The sequence below is a fragment of the Streptomyces sp. NPDC033180 genome (genome assembly GCF_055577645.1).
On sequence record NZ_JBVIPU010000002.1, the window covers coordinates 575,071 to 593,257 of the forward strand.

The window sequence follows — 18,187 nt, forward strand, 5'->3', positions numbered from 1 at the left end:
GAACGGCATTCAAAGTCTGGGTGCCGGAGAGTGAGGTGCCCGCATGACGCAAGAGGCCCCGGTTCCCGCCAGAACGACGTCCACCGGAGCGACCACCGCAGGAGCGACCACCGCCGGGATCGGCACGGGCGTCACCAGCGACGAGGTGTTCCGGGTGGAGACCCACGGCATCGACCCGATCCCGGACGAGGACCGGCACGGCAGCGCCAAGGATCTGTTCTGGCTCTGGTTCGGCTCCAACCTGACCTTCACCTACGTCATCAACGGCGCCCTCGCCGTCAGCTTCGGCCTCAGCTTCTGGCAGGCCACCGCCGTGGTCGTGATCGGCGGGCTCTCCTTCTTCGTCATCAGTGCGGCAGGCCTCAGCGGCATCCGCACCGGCACCGCGACCCTGGTCATCTCCCGCGCCGCATTCGGCGTGCTCGGGAACTTCCCCGCCGGGCTGCTCAACTGGGTGGTCTCCATCGGCTACACCATCGTCAACACCGTGGTCGGCACGCTCGCCCTCGAAGCACTCTGCACCGACCTCGGCTGGGCGGGCGGGGACGCGGCGCGCGCCCTCGCGCTCGCGGTGACCCTCGCGATGACCTTCGCCGTGGCCATGTGGGGGCACGCCACCGTGCAGCTCGCCGAGCGCTGGATGGCGTACGTGCTGGCGGCCGGCTTCGGGGTACTGCTCGTGTTCGTGCTGCCCGACGCGGAGTTCGGTGCGGCCACGGGCGGAGGCGCGGGCTTCTCCGGCTGGACGCTCGCGTTCGTGGTGATGCTCGCGGGGCCGTTCTCGTATCTTCCGATGCCCGCCGACTACACCCGCTACCTGCCCCGGGGCACCTCGCTGCGGTCGATCACCGTCAGCGGCGCACTCGGCGGTCTCGTCTCCTCCGTGGCGCTCGGTGTCGCGGGCGTCGCCGCTGCCACGCAGGCCGACATGACGGACGCCGTCGCGGGGGTGGAGAAGCTGCTTCCGGGCTGGTTCCAGCCGGTGTTCCTGCTGCTCGTGCTCGGCGGCTCGGTCACCAACTCGATCCTCACGCTCTACTCCTCGAGCCTCAACCTCCAGGTGCTCGGCATCCCTTGGAGCCGTGCGAAGGCCATCATCATCAGCATCGCCGTGACGGCGCTCGGCTCGCTCGGCGCACTGTTCCTGACCGACTTCACCGAGTCACTGCTCAGCTTCCTCTCGCTCCTGATCATCGTGTTCGCGCCGTGGGGCGGAGTCTTCCTCACCGACATGCTGCTGCGACGGTGCCGGTACGACACCGGGGCTCTGCACACGACCGGCCGCGAGGGGGCCTACTGGTACCGGTCCGGCTTCCACCCCGCCGGGGTGCTCGCCCTGGTCGCCGGGATGGCCTTCGCCGCGCTGACCTGCGACTCGGAGCTGTGGACAGGACCGCTGGTCGCACCGCTCGGCGGCGGTGACCTCACCCTGCTCGGTTCGCTCGTCGCCGGGCTCACGTACTGGGCGCTGGCCCGCCGCAGCGTTCCCGTGTCCCTGCCGGTCTCCGCTTGAAGCAGGCATGAAGCGCGCATCAAGCACACAGGAAGCACGCGTCCAGCACGCACGCAGCGCCCCTCGCGCACCCCTCGTACGACACGAACTACCCGTACCACCCCAGGAGTTCACCTCTCATGACCAGCACCACCCCCAGGCCCGCTGATCTCGTCCTGCGCAACGCCCGCATCCACACCGTCGACCCGGACCTCCCCTCGGCCGAGGCACTCGCCGTCCTGGACGGGCGCGTCGCGTGGCTCGGACCCGACGCGGAAGCGGGCTCCTGGACCGGCGAGGGCTCCCGGGTCGTCGACGGCGGCGGGCGCCTGGTCCTGCCCGGCTTCATCGACGCCCACAACCACGTGCGCCTCGGCTCGGACAACGCCTGCGTACAGCTCGCCGGTGCCCGCACGCTCGACGAGATCCACGACCGCATCCGCGCCTGGCGGGCCGGGAATCCGGACGCCGGCTGGATCGAGGCCGAGGCGTTCGACTACTCGGCCGTCCCCGGCGGCCGCATGCCGAACGCCGCCGACCTCGACCCCGTCACCGGCGACACCCCGGCCTTCGTCCTGAGCTACGACGTCCACACCGCCTGGCTCAACACGGCCGCGCTGCGCCGTCTCGGCGTCGACCGCGACCGTACGTCGCTGCCGTTCGGCCGCGCCGAGACCGACCCGGAAACGGGCGAACCCACCGGTTTCATCAAGGACTTCGCGGTCAAGGGGCTCTCCCGCGACGGGCACCGGGCGCTGCGCGAGCTCGGTCTGCCCTGGGCGTCGCCCGACCGGCAGTACGGGCGCCTTGCCAAGAGCCTGGACGACGCGATCGGTTTCGGCATCACCACAGTCGTCGAGCCGCAGAACTCCCTGGACGACCTGGAGCTGTTCACCCGTGCCCGCGCGGAGGGACGCCTTCGGTCGCGCATCGTCGCCGCGCTCTTCCATCCGCGCGGCACGTCCGACGCGGACCTGGACGACTTCGCCGACGCCGCACGGCAGTTCACGGACGACCGGCTGCGGGTCGGGCCGCTCAAGCTGTACATCGACGACGTCGTCGAGCCGCGCACGGCCGCGCTCCTGGAGCCCTACACCGGGTGCGGGAAACACCGGGGCGACACGTTCTATCCCGCGCACGAGTTCGCTGACCTGCTCGCGAAACTGGACGCGCGCGGCTTCCAGTGCTTCGTGCACGCCACCGGTGACCGGGGCATCCGCACGGTCCTGGACGCCGTCGAGCACGCCCGCGCCCTCAACGGCCCGCGCGACGCCCGCCACCAGGTCGTCCACGTCGAGTGCCTCGACCCCGCCGACACCTCGCGCTTCGCGGAACTCGGTGTCGTCGCCTGCATGCAGCCGCGCCACTGCGCCCCCGAGATCGCGGGCCCCGGCCAGGACTGGGCCGAGAACATCGGCTCCGACCGGTGGCACAAGGCCTGGCCGATGCGGAGTCTGCACGAGGCCGGGGCCGTCCTCGCGCTCTCCAGCGACTGGAACGTCGCCGAGATGGACCCGATGGCGGGCATCTACACCGCCCTCACCCGCCGCCCCCTCGGTGGCGGCGAGGCCTGGCAGCCGGACGAGACGCTCGACGTGGAAACGGCCGTCCACGGTTACACGATGGGCTCCGCGTACGCCAACTTCCTCGAGGACGAGCGCGGTTCGCTGACCGTGGGCAAGCTGGCCGACTTCGTCGTACTGTCCCGGGACATTCTGCGGGTGCGTCCGCAGGACATCCCGGGGACGAGGGCCGAGGTCGTGGTGGTGGGCGGGGAGGTGATGCGGGGCTAGCCGAGCCTCTCGACCCTTGAGTACCTGACCGGCGCCGTCCTCCGCGCCCATCCGGCGGGCGACGGTGCCGGCGGCCTTCCCGTACCTGGCATCGCTCACCGCACGCCGGATCTGTTCGGCCAGGCGCTCCGCGGTGAGCTCCTTGAACGGGACGGGCGTGGTGGCCGCGCCGAGACCGGCGACCCGCGACGCCCAGAAGGGCTGATCCGCCATGACGGGCACGGGAATCGCGGGCACCCCGGCCCGCAACGCCGCCGCCGTGGTGCCTGCGCCCGCGTGATGGACCACGGCGGCCATCCGCGGGAAGAGACGCGCGTGGGGCATCTCGTCGACGGTGAGGATGTCGTCGCCGTGCGCCATCAGTCCCGCCCGCCCCTCCTGCAGGACTCCCCGCAGCCCCGCCCTGCGCAGCGCGGAGACGGCCAGCTCGCTCAGCCGTGCGCCGTCACCCGCGGCCATGCTGCCGAACCCGATGAAGACGGGCGGCGGCCCGGCCCGCAGGAAGTCCTCGACGGGGGCGGGCAACGGGGTGGCCGGGTCGTGGTGCGGCCACCAGTTGCCGACGACGTCCAGGCCTTCGCGCCAGTCCGCCGGCCGGGGCACGACGGCGGTGCTGAATCCGTGCAGGACAGGCCACCGGGCCTCTTCCTGTCGCCGCCGGGCGGCGCCCCGCCCTTGCCGGGGCAGCGAGAGGCGTGCCCGCAGGTCGGCGATCGCGTCGGCGTAGACACGGTCCGTCATGCGCAGGGAGAAGCGGCCGAGCGCCCGGTTGCCGGGACCACCGAGCGACCTGCCCCCACCCACCACCGGCGCGAACGCCCCAGTGGGATGGGTGGGTTGGAGGTAGACACCCAAGGACGGCACGCCCATGGCCTCGGCCAGCTGCCAGCCCAGAGGAGCCGTGGTCGTCGACAGCAGCAACGCGTCGGCGCCGGGCTCCGCAGCCTCCAGAAGCCCCGCGCCCAACTCCCGCACGAACGCCGCGGCGGTGCGCATCAGCTGCCGATTGCCTCCACCGGCGGCTCCGCCCGTCTCTGCGGGCAACGAGCGGAATTCAAGTCCGGCCCTTCGCACGAGCGGTGCGAAAGACTCCTGCGTGGCAAGGGCGACGTCATGCCCGCCCTCCCGCAACCGTGCGCCGAGACCGGTGTACGGGGCGACATCCCCGTACGATCCGGCGGCAGCCATCAGAATTCTCATCCCACTCCCTCCCTGCCCGCGCCCCGCTGAGACCCGAAGAACGTCTGCACGGCCGGCACGACATCGCGCCCGGCCTCCCGCAACCGGACGCCGAGACCAGTGGGCGCCACGACGTCGCCGTAGGGCCCTGCGGCAGCCATCACGAACCTCATCGGTCTCCCACCCCACCCGCACTCTGCTCCGCGTTGGCCCGCACCGCCGTGTGCAGGAACGCCGTCAGGCCCGGCCGCTGTTCCGACGGCGGTACGACGAGGGCGAAGGCACGGGGATCGTCGGCGAAGTCGTCCGCGATGCGCAGGTGCATGGCGGGCGGGCAGGGCGTGAACCAGCGGGTGATGTGCTGCCGGTGCTCCTCGGCGAGGGCCATGGCGCGCTTTCCTTCGGCGGGCTCGCCCTCGTCGAACGCCTTGATGAGTTCGGTCCGCCAGGCTGCCGCCTCGCCCATGAGCCGCGCCCAGTCCTCCTTGGAGTGGGCGGCGGCCCTGCTCATCGCCTCCCGGTGCCCCGCGCTGTCCTCCCACTTGAGGCCGGCCTCGGTGGCGTAGCTCAGGTCGAAGGTGATCTCGCCGAACACCTCGAACCGTTCCTGCGGGTTGAGCCGCACGCCGGTCTGCTGCACTTCCATGGCCCGCTCGGCGACCTCCACCAGGCGGCCCAGTTTGCCGATCTGCTCCACCAGCGCCTTGTGCCGGGCCCGCAGTTGGTCCAGCGCGTTGGCCTGCGGGTTCGCGAGGATCTCCGCGATCTCCTCCAGGGCGAAGCCGAGTTCGCGGTAGAAGAGGATCTGCTGCAGGCGGGCCAGATCGGCCTCGCCGTACAGCCGGTACCCGCCCGCGCTTCGCTCGCTGGGCACGAGCAGCCCGGACCGGTCGTAGTGATGCAGCGTACGGACGGTGACCCCCGCGAACCCGGAGACCTGCCCCACCGTGTAACTCATGGACCTCGCCTTTCGTCGCGTACAGCGTGCAGCCTGACGCGACGTGAGGGTCAAGTCGGCCCTGGCCCGGCACTCACCCGTGCTCGACGGTCAGTGGTTCGAAGACGATCCGGGTCACGGAGCCGTCGTCCGTCCAGCGCGCCTCGATGGTGTCCTTCGTCGTGCTCACCACCGTGGCCGCGTCCGTCAAGGACGCGGGGTCCGGTTCCGCCGTGAGCGTGGCAAGAGCCGCGTACACGGTCGTGCCCTCCGTCTCGGCCGTGAGACGCGGCACGCGGGCCCATCGGGTGAAGGCCGTGCCCTGGGGTGCGCGCTGTTCGTCCTGGGCCGTCCAGCCGTGCAAGGAGTGGAGCGCGGAGAACAGGGGTTCTTCGGGGCCTGTTGCCCAGCCCGTGTGGGAGACGCGGGCGCCGTGCGGGGCGCCGACGACGCGGTGCACGCGCAGCTCGTGGCGGCCCTTGGCCACGGTGACGCTCTCCACGCACAGGCCCGGCACCATCGGCGGGCCGCTCACGAAGGCGGGGGTGTGCCGGGACGCGGCCCAGCCCCAGCCGTTGCCCTGCCCCGCGCCCAGCGGATGGATGCGGCAGCGTGCGCTGCGTACGCCCGCCACCTCCACCGTCAGGTGGTTGTCCGCGATGTTGCCCCGTGCCGTGGGGCCGGTCCGCGTGGAGTAGGCCTGGCGGGCGTAGAGCGGGTCCTCGTGTGCCGCCGACTCGGCCTCGTGCGGGCGCGCGTGGTCGCTCCCGTGGTTGTGCAGCCGTACGATCCCGTCCGCGCGGGTGCCCTGTACGAGGAGGCCGGGCGCGGGCAGCGCGAGGACCGTGTCGCGGCTCTCGCTCGGGGCGGGTTCCTCCGTGGCGGTCCACAGCGGATGGCTCGCCGGTGCCAGGAGGCCGACGAACGCCTTGGACGCCCAGTACGGCGACGCGGGACCGGAGTAGGACTGCAGGGTCGCTTCGTGCGGGCCGTGCCAGCCGAGGGTGAGCAGTCCGTCGGCGCTGACGGAGCCGCGGTCGATGAAGTAGCGCAGCGAACCGCTGAGCAGGCGGCGCGAGGTGCCGGGGGTGAGGGGCGTGTGGCCGGTGAGTGCGCCGAGGGCCACGGACGCCCCGGCGGCGAAGCGGTAGGTCAGGGAGCGGCCGAAGTGGATCGGGGCGCCGTCGGCGCCGAAGAGCAGCCCGAAGCTCTGCAGATGCTCGTGCAGGCGGGCGCCGTGCCGCCCCAACTGGCCCTGGTCACCGCCCAGTCGGGCATCGAGCGTCGGGTACAGGTGCAGCGCCCAGCCGTTGTAGTGGTCGAAGGCCCTGCCGTCCCCGTCGGCGTACCAGCCCTGGCCGCGGTACCAGGTCTCCAGGAGTTCGAGAGCCCGCTCGCGCGCCCTGGCCGTCTCCGCGTCGCCACGGCCCACGGACTCCAGGAACCCGGCCACGGTGTAGGGGAACAGGTACCAGTTGTTGGGTGCGGGGATGTGACGTATCGCGCCGCGCAGCCACTCTTCCGCCCGGTCCTGTACGTCGCTGTCGAGCCGGTCCCACAGCCAGGGCCGGGTCAGCCGCAGGCCGAGGGCGACGGACGCGGACTCGACCATCGGCTGGCCCTGGACGTGGTGGTCGAGGATCACCGGCCAGGACTCGGCGTCGTCGCGGCCGGGTGTGCGCGTGCCCGCCGCGAGGCCCTGTGCGTACCGGTCGAGCCAGCCGTGCGGGTCCTTGCCCTCGGCGCCCGCCACCCGGAACGCGGCGGCGAGGAGGGTGCGGGCGTATCCCTCCAGGCCGTCCGAGCGCACGCCGGACGCGGAGGGCCGGCCCGGCAGGTCGAGCAGGGCGCCGTGCGGGGTGGCCCACTTCCAGGCGGCACCCAGGAGACCGTCGGCTGCGGCCTCCCAGTGCTCGCGCGTGTACCCGGTGTGGGGGCTCAGCTCCCGGTCTTCTCCGGGCAGTCCGGGGATGCTCATGCGAGGTGGGCCAGCCTTTCGCGTCGTACGGCATGGGCGAAGCCGTCGCCCCCGGCCCAGCGGCCTAGCTCGGTGACGGCGAGATCGGCGAGGCGCCGCCACTCGTTGCCCTGCGAACCCGCCAGGTGTGGGGTGATCATGACGTTGTCGCACTCCCACAACGGGTGCTCGGGGGGCAGGACTTCGGGGTCGGTGACGTCGAGCACGGCGCGGACGCGGCCGGCCAGCGCGGCTTCGGTCAGGGCGTCCTGGTCGAGGATCGCGCCGCGGGCCGTGTTGATGAGCACCGCCTCGTGGCGCATCGCGGCGATCAGCTCACGGCCGACCAGACCGCGGGTGGCGGGAAGGAGGGGCGTGTGGACGCTGACGACATCGCTGCTCGCGAACAGCTCCCCGATGCCGACCGGCCGCACGCCGAGTGCCCGGGCCTCCTCGTCGGAGACGTACGGGTCGTGCAGCAGGACCTGGAGGTCGTAGGGGCCGAGGAGTTCGATGACGCGGCGACCGATCATGGAGGCGGAGAGGATGCCGACCGTACGGCCGTAGTTGCCCACGCCGTGCGACAGGCCGAGCCATGCGTCACGGCGCCGGGTGGCCTTGAACTCCCGTGACCGCTCCATGACTTGCTTGCCGCTGAGCAGTATCATGGCGACGGTGTACTCGGCGACGGGCAGCGCGTTGGCCGCGGCCGCCGACGACACCTCGATGCCGCGGTCCCAGCACTCCGGGGTGATGTGGCCGCGTACCGATCCGGCGGTGTGCACGACGGCGCGCAGCCGGGGCGCCGCCGCGAGCGCCGCGGCATCCAGCCGTGGACAGCCCCAGCCGGTGACCAGGACCGCCACGTCCCGGAGCACGGCGCGTGCCGCCTCCGTGGTGAAGTCGTCGAGGACGGTGTCCGGTTCCAGATCGCAGACCCGGCCCAGTGCGGCCAGAGCGTCGGGGCCGAGCACGGCCTTCGCCGCGTCCGGGGCCATGGCGAGCGCGGCTCGCGGCCGGTGGCTGCCGTTCATCAGCACATTCCCTTTCACATCGTTCACGTGGTCCGCATGGCTTCACTTGACCGAGCCCGCGGTGAGTCCCGACTTCCAGAAGCGCTGCAGCAGTATGAAGGCGAGGATCAGGGGCAGCACCGCGAGGAGCGAGCCGATGATCACCACCGGGTAGTACTCGGGCGAGACGGTGGCCGAGCTGTTCCAGGTGTAGAGCCCGAGGCTGACCGGGTAAAGCTTCTCGTCCGAGAGCATCACCATGGGCAGGGAGAAGTTGTTCCAGATGGCGGTGAGCTGGAAGAGGAACACGGTGACGAGGCCGGGGCCCAGCATCCGCTGGGAGACGTACCCGCCCATGGCGCCGGACGGAATCTGCTGGAACTCGACCTGGATGGCGGTCGTGGGTCTTGTTGAACGCGTCGACCACTTCCTGGCTGCCGCGCAGTGCGGACCAGAAGGTGATGCGTGTGGTGCCGCCCTTGCTGCTCGACGTGCCGCCCGTGCTGCCCGAACAGGCGCTGAGGGCACCTGCCATGGGAGCTGCGGCTGTCACGGCGAGCAGGGATCGGCGGCTCGGTCGACCAGGCATGAGTTCCTCCCGCGGCTCTTGTTCGGGACACGGGAATCCTGATCGTGTGAACGGGGCCGGTCAATAGACCGATCAAAAGAAACTGAAGCGGTCAAACGGTCCCACGGTGTGCGGCGGATCCCCGGACCTTGAGCTCCGGCAGCAGCTGCACGCGTTGCGTCGGCCCTGCGCCGGGACCCGCCAACTCGTCGAGTCTGCGCAGCAGTAGACCGGCCGCCGCCCGTCCCACCTCGTGCTTCGGCGGAGCCACAGCGGTCAGCGGAGTACTGCCGAGCGCGGCCACCACATCGTCGTACGCCACCACCGAGCAGTCCCGCGGCACCCGCACCCCGCCGTCCATGAGCTGTTGCACGAGCATCAGCGCGTCGACGTCGCCGTGCAGCACCGCGGCCGACGCCCCGCGCTCGCGCAGCCGCGCCGCGAGATCGAGTGGCTCGCGTGCCCGTCCCGCTCCCGCGCCCCGGGCGCTGAGCATGATGCTCCAGTCCTCGATCTCCGGCCGGGACGCGGCGATCTCGGCGAACGCCGCACGCAGGGCGCGGGCCGTCGGGCTGTCGTCGCGCGCGGCCAGGACGATCCGCTGGTGACCGAGCCGGACGAGGTGGTCGACGGCGAGATGGATTCCGAACCAGTGGTCGGTGCAGACCGAGTCGATCGAGTGCAGCGCACCGCCCGCACGCGGGCGCCGCTCCATCAGGACGGTGGGCACGCCCAAGGCCGCCAACCAGGCGTAGTCCGCCTCCTCCTCCGCCTCGGTGCGCCAGCGCGGGGCGATGAGAAGCCCTCGTACACCTTCGGCCAACACCCGCTCGACCAGCGGTCGTTCGGCGCCTTCCACCTGCGGTGCGATGTGCAGGGCGACCCGCATGCCCGCCTCGCCCAGGACGCCCCGGGCCCCGTGCATCGTCTCGTACAGATAGGTGTGCCGCTCCGGCACCATCAGCGCCACGGCCCCGCCGCTCGCCACGGGTTGGGCCTGCTCGGGGCTCCGCTCCACGGGCCCGACCGACCGCGCGACGCCGTGCCCGCGCCGCAACTTCCCCTCACGGGACAGGTCTTCGACGTCACGGCGCACCGTGATCACCGACACCTCGAGATCGTCGGCGAGATCACTCAACCGCGCCTCACCACGCGACTCCACGACCGCGAGTATCCGCTGCCGCCTGCCATCCCTCGGCTCCCGCATGCTGCCGGCCCCCTCGCGACGTACCCGTCAGGTGTTCGTTTGAGCGTTTCGCCGGAGGATATCGATCGTTGCCCCCGCCTGTGTCCAGGTCGGCGATGTTCGTCGCGATGAGCGCTGGGTCACTGACGGCTGAGGGAGCGGGTGATACCGGCCGCGACGGTGGTGACGAGGAGCCAGCCCGTGGCGATCAGCAGATACGAGAGCCACTGGTACCGGCCGACCGGCGCGAAGGCCTGCTCCTGGCCGAAGCCGATGATCGGAATGAGCAGGTCGAGGGTGTAGAAGACGGGGTTGAAGTCGGGGGCCTCGTCGGCCTTCAGCGCGGGCGGATAATGCAGGGCGAAGGCGAGCGCGCCGGTGAGCAGCAGGACGAGCAGCCATCCGGCGGCGCGCATCGGCCGAAATCCATAACCGACCGTCACATCCTGGAGATGGCCCCAGACCCTGGCGTACGGGGGCAGCGTCCGCCGGTGGCGGCGGAGCTTGGCCAACTGCACGGTGCGAGCGGCGGCCTCGTCCCCCACGGTGCGGTACGCCGCCGTCAACTGCTCGTAGGCCTGCGGGAGATAACCTCCCGCTTCGCGCTCGAGCAGCGGCAGCCGCTGCTCGGCGGGCAGGTCCGGGGCGAGCCTGCGGTAGCCGAGGCCGTCGAGCTTGACCTGGTCCGGCCAGACCTCCGGAGAGGCGTACAGCAGGTCGAGCTGGGCGCGGCGCAAGTTCACGGAGCCCTGGATCGGCGCGGCCTCCCGCAGCCACAGCTCACCGACGACACAACTACTGGCGCGCAGCGCCGTCCCACCGGGGCGGGAGAGGCGGGCGTGGGCCAGATTCGCGTGCTGCGGGATTCTGGCGCCGCTCAGGTTGAGCGTGCCGCGGGCGCGCAGCCGCTTGGCCCGCAGATCGGTGCCGACCGAGAGGTTCTCCGCGTGCAGGACGACATCGCCGGGAGCACTCAGCTCGGCGTCGTCGAGGTTGACCTGGCCTCCGACGGTGGCGCCGTTCAGCCGGACCTGGCCGTGGGCCACCAGGCCGACGGCCCACAGGTCGGCACCGATCGCCGCGTGGTTCAGCTGCAGCACCGCTTCCGCCGCCGCTCGGGATCCCGGCGAGTCCGGTGCGGGGGGCTCGCCGGGGTCCTGTGGGGCGCCGAGCTCCGCGCCGTTGGCGAAGAAGGCGCCACTGATCTGCGCGCCCGCGAGGCGCACCGGGCCCGCTATCCGGCAGCAGGTGATCCGCAGGACCAGCTCGACCCGGAGGGTGCCCGCCGTCAGCCCCGGCAGGACCGAGTCGGTCAGGGCCAGGGCGCGGATCTGGGCCCCGTACAGGTCCGGCGTCTCCTCGAAGTGGCAGGACCGCAGCCGTACGGGCGCCTCGACCGTGCCGTACTTGAGGTCGAGGCGCCCGGTGATCCGGGCGCCCGTCAGCTTCAGGCCCGCCACTTCGCCGTCCCGCGCGGGCCCGTTGAGCAGCAGCGCCCGCAGCACCTCGGCACGCACCGTCCGCTCGGGCCCCCAGGACCCACCGGCCCGGGGGTCGTCGTCGGGACTCTCGCTGAAGTCGACGCCGTCGCCGAGCGGAAACGCCTGCCAGACGCGGTGCTCCGCCGGTGTCAGGTCGGTGATCTCCATCGGCCGGATGCTGTCGCGGGCGCGTTCGGCCTGTCAACCACGGGTCTGGGACCGACCGGCGCAGACCCTAATTCGAAATGGGACCCATTTTCATATAGCCTCGGCACGCACCGCCGAGAAAGGACCCGAACCCATGGCCGTACCCAAGCGGAAAACGTCCCGCAGCAACACCCGCCACCGCCGCGCCCAGTGGAAGGCCAGCACCCCGCGGCTCGCGCCGGTCACCGTCGACGGCTCCGCCTACCTGGTGCCCCAGCGACTGGCCAAGGCGTACGAGCGCGGCCTGCTGCGCCCCGAGGGGTGAGGGGCGTGGCCGGGCGACTGCCGGTGACCGTCCTGTCCGGCTTCCTCGGCGCGGGCAAGACGACCGTGCTCAACCATGTCCTGGGCAACCGCGACGGCCTGCGCGTCGCGGTGATCGTCAACGACATGAGCGAGGTCAACATCGACGCGGCCCTCGTGCGCGGTGGCGAGGCCGCCCTCTCGCGCACCGAGGAGCGCCTCGTGGAGATGACCAACGGGTGCATCTGCTGCACCCTGCGCGACGATCTGCTGGAGGAGGTCGACCGGCTGGCGCGAGCGGGCCAGTTCGACTACCTCCTCATCGAGTCCAGTGGCATCTCCGAGCCGATGCCGGTCGCCGCCACCTTCGCGTTCCCGCGCGACGACGGGGCAGCACTCGGCGACCTGGCCCGCCTCGACACGATGGTGACGGTGGTCGACGCCGCGAACTTCCTGCCGGAACTGGCGGGCGGGGACGGCCTGGTGGAGCGAGGGCTCGATCAGTACGAGGAGGACGAGCGGACCGTCAGCGATCTGCTGATGGACCAGGTCGAGTTCGCGGACGTCGTCGTCCTGAACAAGCTCGACCTCGTGGACGCGCGGAGCGCTGAACGGCTCGCCGCCGCACTCGCCCGCCTCAACCCGTCCGCCCGCGTCGTGACCGCGACACACGGCCGCGTCGATCTCCAACAGGTGCTCGGCACCGGCCTTTTCGACCTGGAGAGGGCACAGCAGGCACCGGGGTGGGTGCGGGAGCTGAACGGCGACCACGTGCCGGAGACCGAGGAGTACGGGATCTCCAGCACCGTCTTCCGCTCCGAACTCCCCTTTCATCCGGAGCGGTTGTGGAACTTCGTCACGAAAGGCCTGGACAGTGGGACCTTCGGAGATGTTCTGCGGTCCAAGGGCTTCTTCTGGCTCGCGAGCCGCCCGAACGTGACCGGACTGTGGTCACAGGCGGGGTCCGTGGCGCGCTTCGAACCGTCCGCGGCGCGTGGCGCTGGGAACCAACCGGGGCAGGAACTGGTCTTCATCGGGACGGAGTTGCGCGCCGATGCACTGCGGGCGGCACTCGCCTGTTGTCTCATGGCCGAGGGTGAGAGCCTCCCCGCGGATGATCCGTTCCCCGCGTGGGACATGTACGGGATCGACGACACCTGCGAGCACGAGGCCCTCGCCGTCGCACAGCAGTAGGCCCGGCAGCTGCGCACGGGCTTCCTCCGGGCCTCTAGGCCGGCCTGTTGAGGTTTCCCTCGCAGTCGTCGGGCGTTTCCAGAGCGGCGGGCATGCTGTCCAGGACGGTGAAGCTGCCATCGAGCCGGGTGATCCGCAGAACCCGCCACACGCGCGGGCTGCTGCGGACCAGCCGCAGGGTGCGTCGTTTGGCGACGGTCCGGCCTTTGATGCGCACGAGGAGCCGCAGTCCTCCGGCGTCCAGGAAGGTCACCTGCCGCAGGTCCACCAGCACGTCTGCGCCCGGCCGGTCCAGCAACTCCGCTACGCGCGGCGAGAGTTCCTGATCCGCCCAGGCGTCCAGTTCACCGCGGAACGTCAGAATGATCGATCCGTCCACCACACGGTGGTGCAGCCCAAAGCCCGGGTCGGGCGTGCCCATGGTCCACCCCCCAATTCACTACACCCCGCATACGAAGAGTTACGACAACGCGAGCGGCGAGGCCCTGAGGCCGGCGCCCGACGCCGCCGGGGTCTGGGGCGGCACCGCGAATGGCACCTACATCTTGCCCGCTCAGAGCTAGTTCATACCTCCGGGTGGCATCCTCGGCCACTGCGCGGCGCATATTCGCGGCCCATCTACCGCAGTTACTCTCCGTATTTCGCGCGCTGGGTGCGACACCGTTCGTGCGCCGCGCCGGGGGGGCGCAGACGCTCGACGCCACGACCGTGCCGACGACAAGAGCGAGATCCGCACCACCAGGGACCTCGCCGACCGGAGCCCGCGGCGAGCGCGAGGGCACCGGCTTCGTTGACGCCTGCGGTGAATCAGCAGGGGTCACCAGGGGTTTCGTCCGACAGCCCGAGGCCCTCGTAGCGGCTGCGGCGCAGCAGGATGTCCGTGGCGTGGACCGCCACGGATCCCGTCGATGGTCACGCTGATCGAGCGGCGGATACGGAGGCCGCAGGCCTGTGGGCCGAGACCGGCGAGGCTGTGACGGGCCACCCCGCCCGAGCACTCGGTCTGCCGTTCGATCCGAGGTAGATGTCCGGATCGCGTCGTTGTGGCCGCAGTGCACGTGTGGGACGTTGGCTGGTCTACGGGGTTTTTGATCGAGCTCGACCAGCGGGGTGGCCCTGCGAGGGGGAAGACCGGATGAGGCGTTGCAGGAGGGCCGCGGCCTTCGTCGCACTGGTACTGACCGGCACCGCGGGATGCGGTGGGTCGGGCGGCGGGCAGGACGGGGAGCGACTGACCGTCGCGGTCCGTGATGACCTTCCGGGCATCGGGCTGCGAGGGCCCGACGGCGCGTATCGGGGCCTTGACATCGACGTCGCCACCTATGTCGCCGAGGAGTTGGGCGTATCGAAGGACCGGATCACGTGGAAAGCGACAGTTCCGGCCGAGCGCGAGAATCTGCTGGTGCGCGGGGACGTGGACCTGGTCGTCGCGAGCTACTCGATCACCGAGGAGCGCAAGCGCAAAGTCTCCTTCGCCGGGCCGTACTTCCTCGCCCACCAGGACCTGCTGGTCCGCGCCGACGACCCGTCCATCAAGGACGCCGACGACCTGAACTCCAGAAAACTCTGCTCGGTCACCGGGTCCACGTCCGCGCAGAACGTGAAGGACGAGCTTGCTCCGAAGGCCGACCTGCAGGAGTTCAGTTCACCCACGGAATGCCTGACCGGCCTGGAGAACAAGGTCGTCGACGCGCTCACCAACGACGACGCGATCCTCGCCGGCTTCGCCGCGCAACGCGCGCACCGCGGCAAGTTCAGACTCGCCGGCCTGCAACTCAGCGATGAGCGCTACGGCATCGGCGTGGCCAAGTCCGACACCGAGCTGCGGGGCAAGGTCAACAAGGCGCTGCGGAAGATGATCGCTGACAAGTCCTGGGACCGGGCGGTACGCAAGCATTTCGGCCCGGCTCGCTTCGACTACGAAAAGGCTCCGAAGATCACCGAGACCGGCTGAGGGCCCGTGGTCGGCCACCTCCCGTCCGGGGCTCCGTCCCCCGCACCCCCGTCCCGCCCGACCGGCCCGTCCGCCTTCGAGACCGCCGCGCTGCTGCCCGACTTTCTCGACCTGCAGCGCTACGACCTGTTCGGCGCCTTCTGGGTGACCATCCAACTCGCGCTGTACGCAGCGGTCGGGGCCCTGACCTGGGGCACGATCCTGGCCGGCCTGCGGGTCAGCCCGGTCCCTCTGCTGCGCGCCTTCGCCGCCCTGTACGTCCACCTCGTCCGCAACACGCCCCTGACCGTCATCATCGTCGCCACCTCGCTCGCCCTGCACCAGACGATGGGCGCGACGCTCGGCGGCAGCACGGCGAAGGAGACCGGGTTCCGTCTCGCGGTCCTGGGATTGTCCGCCTACACCGCCACTTTCGTCTGCGAATCACTGCGTTCCGGCATCAACAGCGTGCCGGTCGGCGAGGCCGAGGCCGCCCGCTCACTGGGCCTGACCTTCCCCCAGGTACTGCGCCACGTCGTGCTGCCCCAGGCGTTCCGTGCCGTGGTGAATCCGCTGGCCACCGTGCTGATGTCGCTGACCAAGAACACCACGACGGCCGCCGCCATCGGGGTCGGCGAGGCCGCCCTGCTGATGAAGGAGATGATGGAGAACGAAAGCCACGCCATCTTCGCCGTCTTCGCGGTCTTCGCCTTCGGGTTCGTCTGCATCACCCTGCCCACCGGACTCCTGTTGGGCTGGATCAGCACCAGAGTGGCGGTCCGGCGATGAACGCCCTCTCCGTCCTGTACGACGCCCCCGGTCCTCGCGCCAGACGCCGCAACCTGCTGTGCTCCTCGCTGTTCCTCCTGGTACTCGCCGCCGCGGCCTGGTGGGTCCTGAAGCTGCTCGCCGACAAGAACCAACTGGCCGCCGAGAAGTGGGACCCCTTCGTCGAAGACTCCCGGGTGTGGACCGAGTTCCTGCTGCCGGGCCTGCTCCACACCGTCCAGGCCGCCGCCCTCGCGCTGGTCCTTGCCCTGCCCCTGGGCGCCCTGCTCGCCGTCGCGCGGCTCTCCGACCACGCGGCGCTCCGCCGGTCCGTCGGAGCGCTGATCGACTGCTGCCGCGCCGTCCCTGTGCTGATGCTGATGCTCCTGGCGAACGAGGTGTACGCGCGCTTCAGCGACGTCTCCCCCGAGATGCGCCCGCTGTACTCGGTCGTGACGGGCCTCGTCGTCTTCAACGCCGCCGTGCTCGCCGAGATCGTACGAGCCGGGATTCTCGCCCTGCCCCGAGGCCAGAGCGACGCCGCGCGTGCTATCGGGATGCGCAAGGGCCAGGTCATGGCGTCCGTACTGCTGCCCCAGGCGGTCACCGCGATGCTGCCCGCCCTCACCACCCAACTCGTGGTCATCGTCAAGGACACCGCGCTCGGCGGTGAGATGCTGGCGTTCGACGAACTGCTCCACCAGGTCCGCCTGGTCTCCGCGAACTACGGCGCCAACACCATCGCCTCCTTCACCGTCGTCGCGCTGCTCTTCATCGTGCTGAACCTGCTGCTCACCACCCTCGCCGCCCGTACCGAGTCCTGGGTCGGGCGCAGCAGGAAGAGAACGGGAGCAGCGGTCACCAGCGGCCTATCGGGGCCCGCCCCGCTCGCCTGACCCTCGCGTCCCGGGCGTGCACCCCTCGCGTCCCGGCGTTGCGCAGAACGCAACCCTGGTTGTGCCTCTTGTCCTTGGAGGTTCGCGGATACCACTGTGTCTGCCACGTGCGTCACCAGCGACGCGTGAGTTGCGGACATGGAGGCTGGCATGACCGGTGAGAACGACGGGCAGCGCACGGCAGACGCCTGGGGGCGGCGGGGATTCATCGGAGCAGTCGCCGCCACTGCCGTCGCCGCGTCCGCGCCGGCCGCATTCGCCGCATCCCCTGGAAGGCCCCCGCACCGCGCGCGCCCACTCTTTCTCGGCACGTACACCACCAGGCCAGAAGGCGGCGCGGGCCTCGGACTTGCGACGTACGACGAAGCGACGGGACGCATCACCGGCACCGGCACGCTGACCGGGGTGCCCGACCCCTCCTACCTCTGCCTCCACCCCTCGGGCAGGACCCTCTACGCCGTCAATGAGCGGGAGCAGGGCGGTGTGACCGCGATCGCTCTCCCGCCCTCGGGGCCCGAGGTTCTGGGTGCGCGCGGTACCGGCGGCGCCGGGCCCTGCCATCTGTCCGTGCACCCGAGCGGCCGCTGGCTGCTCAGCGCGAACTATCTCTCCGGCAGCGTGGCCGTTCACCCGATACAACGCTCGGGCGCACTGGGCGAGTTGAGTGACGTGGTCACCCACTCCAGCCCGCCGCCCGGCCCGGGGCAGGACGGGCCGCACGCCCACCAGATCGTGACAAGCCCGGACGGCGGACACCTCCTGGCCGTCGACCTGGGCAACGACACCGTGCACAGCTATCGCCTCGATGCGAAGAAGGGGAAGCTCACCCAGGTCTCGTACGCCACCCTGCGACCGGGAGCCGGGCCGCGCCACCTCACCTTCCATCCCTCGGGACGCTTCGCCTATCTCGCCAACGAGCTCGACAACACGGTGGTCGTCTGCGCGTACGACCCCGCGAGCGGGCGGCTGACCCCCGGTGCGCCGCAGCCCACCGGGACGGGCGAGGGCACCAGCTATCCGGCGCAGTTGCTCGTCACGCGCGAGGGAACCTTCGCCTTCCTCGCCAACCGCGGGCACAACAGCCTCACGCGGTACGCGATCGAAGCGGGTGGCGCCCGGCTGCGGCTGCTCGACACGGTCCCCGTCGGCGGGGACTTCCCCCGGCACATCGCCTTCTCGCCGTCCCAGCGGCTGCTGTTCGCGGCCAACCAGAAGTCGAGCTCGGTGAGTGTGTTCCAGGTGGGCAAGAGCGGCCAACTACGCCTGGCGGGAGAACCGTTCGCCGCGCCGGTGGCCGTGTGCGCGCTACCGCTCTAGGGCGCGTTCCGTGCCCGACTGAT

At 71.0% G+C, this 18,187-nt stretch carries 15 protein-coding genes and 3 pseudogenes; 8 read left to right on the top strand and 10 right to left on the bottom strand.

Annotated features, from left to right (window positions below):
• Positions 1 to 43: 43 nt before the first annotated feature.
• Positions 44 to 1,513: a purine-cytosine permease family protein gene (locus ACZ5WE_RS09315; RefSeq protein WP_467684228.1), complete on the top strand. Its 1,470-nt coding sequence runs from the start codon at positions 44 to 46 to the stop codon at positions 1,511 to 1,513.
• A gap of 119 nt (positions 1,514 to 1,632) precedes the next feature.
• Positions 1,633 to 3,285 carry an amidohydrolase gene (locus ACZ5WE_RS09320; protein WP_467684226.1) on the top strand — a complete coding sequence of 551 codons (1,653 nt, stop codon included), beginning with the start codon at positions 1,633 to 1,635 and terminating at the stop codon, positions 3,283 to 3,285.
• 15 nt (positions 3,286 to 3,300) lie between these two features.
• Here ACZ5WE_RS09320 and ACZ5WE_RS09325 read toward each other — a convergent pair.
• The 9 genes and pseudogenes from ACZ5WE_RS09325 to ACZ5WE_RS09365 all read right to left on the bottom strand — a co-directional run.
• Positions 3,301 to 4,485 (bottom strand): annotated as a pseudogene (locus tag ACZ5WE_RS09325) (glycosyltransferase); the annotation flags it as partial.
• Positions 4,482 to 4,625: a hypothetical protein gene (locus ACZ5WE_RS09330; protein WP_467684224.1), complete on the bottom strand. Its 144-nt coding sequence runs from the start codon at positions 4,623 to 4,625 to the stop codon at positions 4,482 to 4,484. The pseudogene ACZ5WE_RS09325 and the gene ACZ5WE_RS09330, both read right to left, overlap by 4 nt.
• 8 nt (positions 4,626 to 4,633) lie before the next feature.
• Positions 4,634 to 5,422, bottom strand: a complete 789-nt coding sequence (locus ACZ5WE_RS09335) for a MerR family transcriptional regulator (protein ID WP_467684222.1) — start codon at positions 5,420 to 5,422, stop codon at positions 4,634 to 4,636.
• 73 nt (positions 5,423 to 5,495) lie between these two features.
• Positions 5,496 to 7,379 (bottom strand): DUF2264 domain-containing protein, encoded by a 1,884-nt coding sequence (locus ACZ5WE_RS09340; RefSeq protein ID WP_467684220.1) that lies wholly within the window; start codon positions 7,377 to 7,379, stop codon positions 5,496 to 5,498.
• Entirely contained in the window at positions 7,376 to 8,392 is a 1,017-nt protein-coding gene (locus ACZ5WE_RS09345; protein WP_467684218.1) for a hydroxyacid dehydrogenase, read from the bottom strand. Before ACZ5WE_RS09345 ends, ACZ5WE_RS09340 begins: the two co-directional genes overlap by 4 nt.
• A gap of 42 nt (positions 8,393 to 8,434) precedes the next feature.
• Positions 8,435 to 8,716, bottom strand: a pseudogene (locus ACZ5WE_RS09350) (carbohydrate ABC transporter permease); the annotation flags it as partial.
• Positions 8,717 to 8,960, bottom strand: a pseudogene (locus tag ACZ5WE_RS09355) (sugar ABC transporter substrate-binding protein); the annotation flags it as partial.
• A 91-nt stretch (positions 8,961 to 9,051) separates the two neighbouring features.
• Complete coding sequence (locus tag ACZ5WE_RS09360) at positions 9,052 to 10,146, bottom strand: substrate-binding domain-containing protein (protein ID WP_467684217.1); 1,095 nt, start codon at positions 10,144 to 10,146, stop codon at positions 9,052 to 9,054.
• Between the two features lie 119 nt (positions 10,147 to 10,265).
• Positions 10,266 to 11,774, bottom strand: coding sequence for a membrane-associated oxidoreductase (locus ACZ5WE_RS09365; protein WP_467684215.1), 1,509 nt, complete (start codon positions 11,772 to 11,774; stop codon positions 10,266 to 10,268).
• 133 nt (positions 11,775 to 11,907) lie between these two features.
• Between ACZ5WE_RS09365 and rpmF the strand changes: the two genes are divergently transcribed.
• Entirely contained in the window at positions 11,908 to 12,078 is a 171-nt protein-coding gene (gene rpmF, locus ACZ5WE_RS09370; protein ID WP_467684213.1) for a 50S ribosomal protein L32, read from the top strand.
• Between the two features lie 5 nt (positions 12,079 to 12,083).
• Positions 12,084 to 13,250, top strand: a complete 1,167-nt coding sequence (locus ACZ5WE_RS09375) for a GTP-binding protein (protein ID WP_467684211.1) — start codon at positions 12,084 to 12,086, stop codon at positions 13,248 to 13,250.
• 34 nt (positions 13,251 to 13,284) lie between these two features.
• Here ACZ5WE_RS09375 and ACZ5WE_RS09380 read toward each other — a convergent pair whose 3' ends face one another.
• Positions 13,285 to 13,671: an STAS domain-containing protein gene (locus tag ACZ5WE_RS09380; protein ID WP_467684209.1), complete on the bottom strand. Its 387-nt coding sequence runs from the start codon at positions 13,669 to 13,671 to the stop codon at positions 13,285 to 13,287.
• A gap of 714 nt (positions 13,672 to 14,385) precedes the next feature.
• On the opposite strand from ACZ5WE_RS09380, the gene ACZ5WE_RS09385 reads away from it, so the two are divergent.
• The 4 genes from ACZ5WE_RS09385 to ACZ5WE_RS09400 all read left to right on the top strand — a co-directional run bounded on the left by ACZ5WE_RS09385 (position 14,386) and on the right by ACZ5WE_RS09400 (position 18,164).
• The gene (locus tag ACZ5WE_RS09385; RefSeq protein ID WP_467684207.1) at positions 14,386 to 15,204 is read left to right on the top strand and encodes a glutamate ABC transporter substrate-binding protein; all 819 of its coding nucleotides are present in this window, start codon (positions 14,386 to 14,388) and stop codon (positions 15,202 to 15,204) included.
• A gap of 93 nt (positions 15,205 to 15,297) precedes the next feature.
• Positions 15,298 to 15,972: an amino acid ABC transporter permease gene (locus ACZ5WE_RS09390; RefSeq protein ID WP_467685157.1), complete on the top strand. Its 675-nt coding sequence runs from the start codon at positions 15,298 to 15,300 to the stop codon at positions 15,970 to 15,972.
• On the top strand, positions 15,969 to 16,847 hold the full coding sequence (locus tag ACZ5WE_RS09395; protein ID WP_467684206.1) for an ABC transporter permease subunit: 879 nt from the start codon (positions 15,969 to 15,971) through the stop codon (positions 16,845 to 16,847). Before ACZ5WE_RS09390 ends, ACZ5WE_RS09395 begins: the two co-directional genes overlap by 4 nt.
• A gap of 150 nt (positions 16,848 to 16,997) precedes the next feature.
• A complete protein-coding gene (locus tag ACZ5WE_RS09400; RefSeq protein WP_467684204.1) occupies positions 16,998 to 18,164 on the top strand; it encodes a lactonase family protein in 1,167 nt (388 codons plus the stop codon).
• Positions 18,165 to 18,187 lie beyond the last annotated feature (23 nt).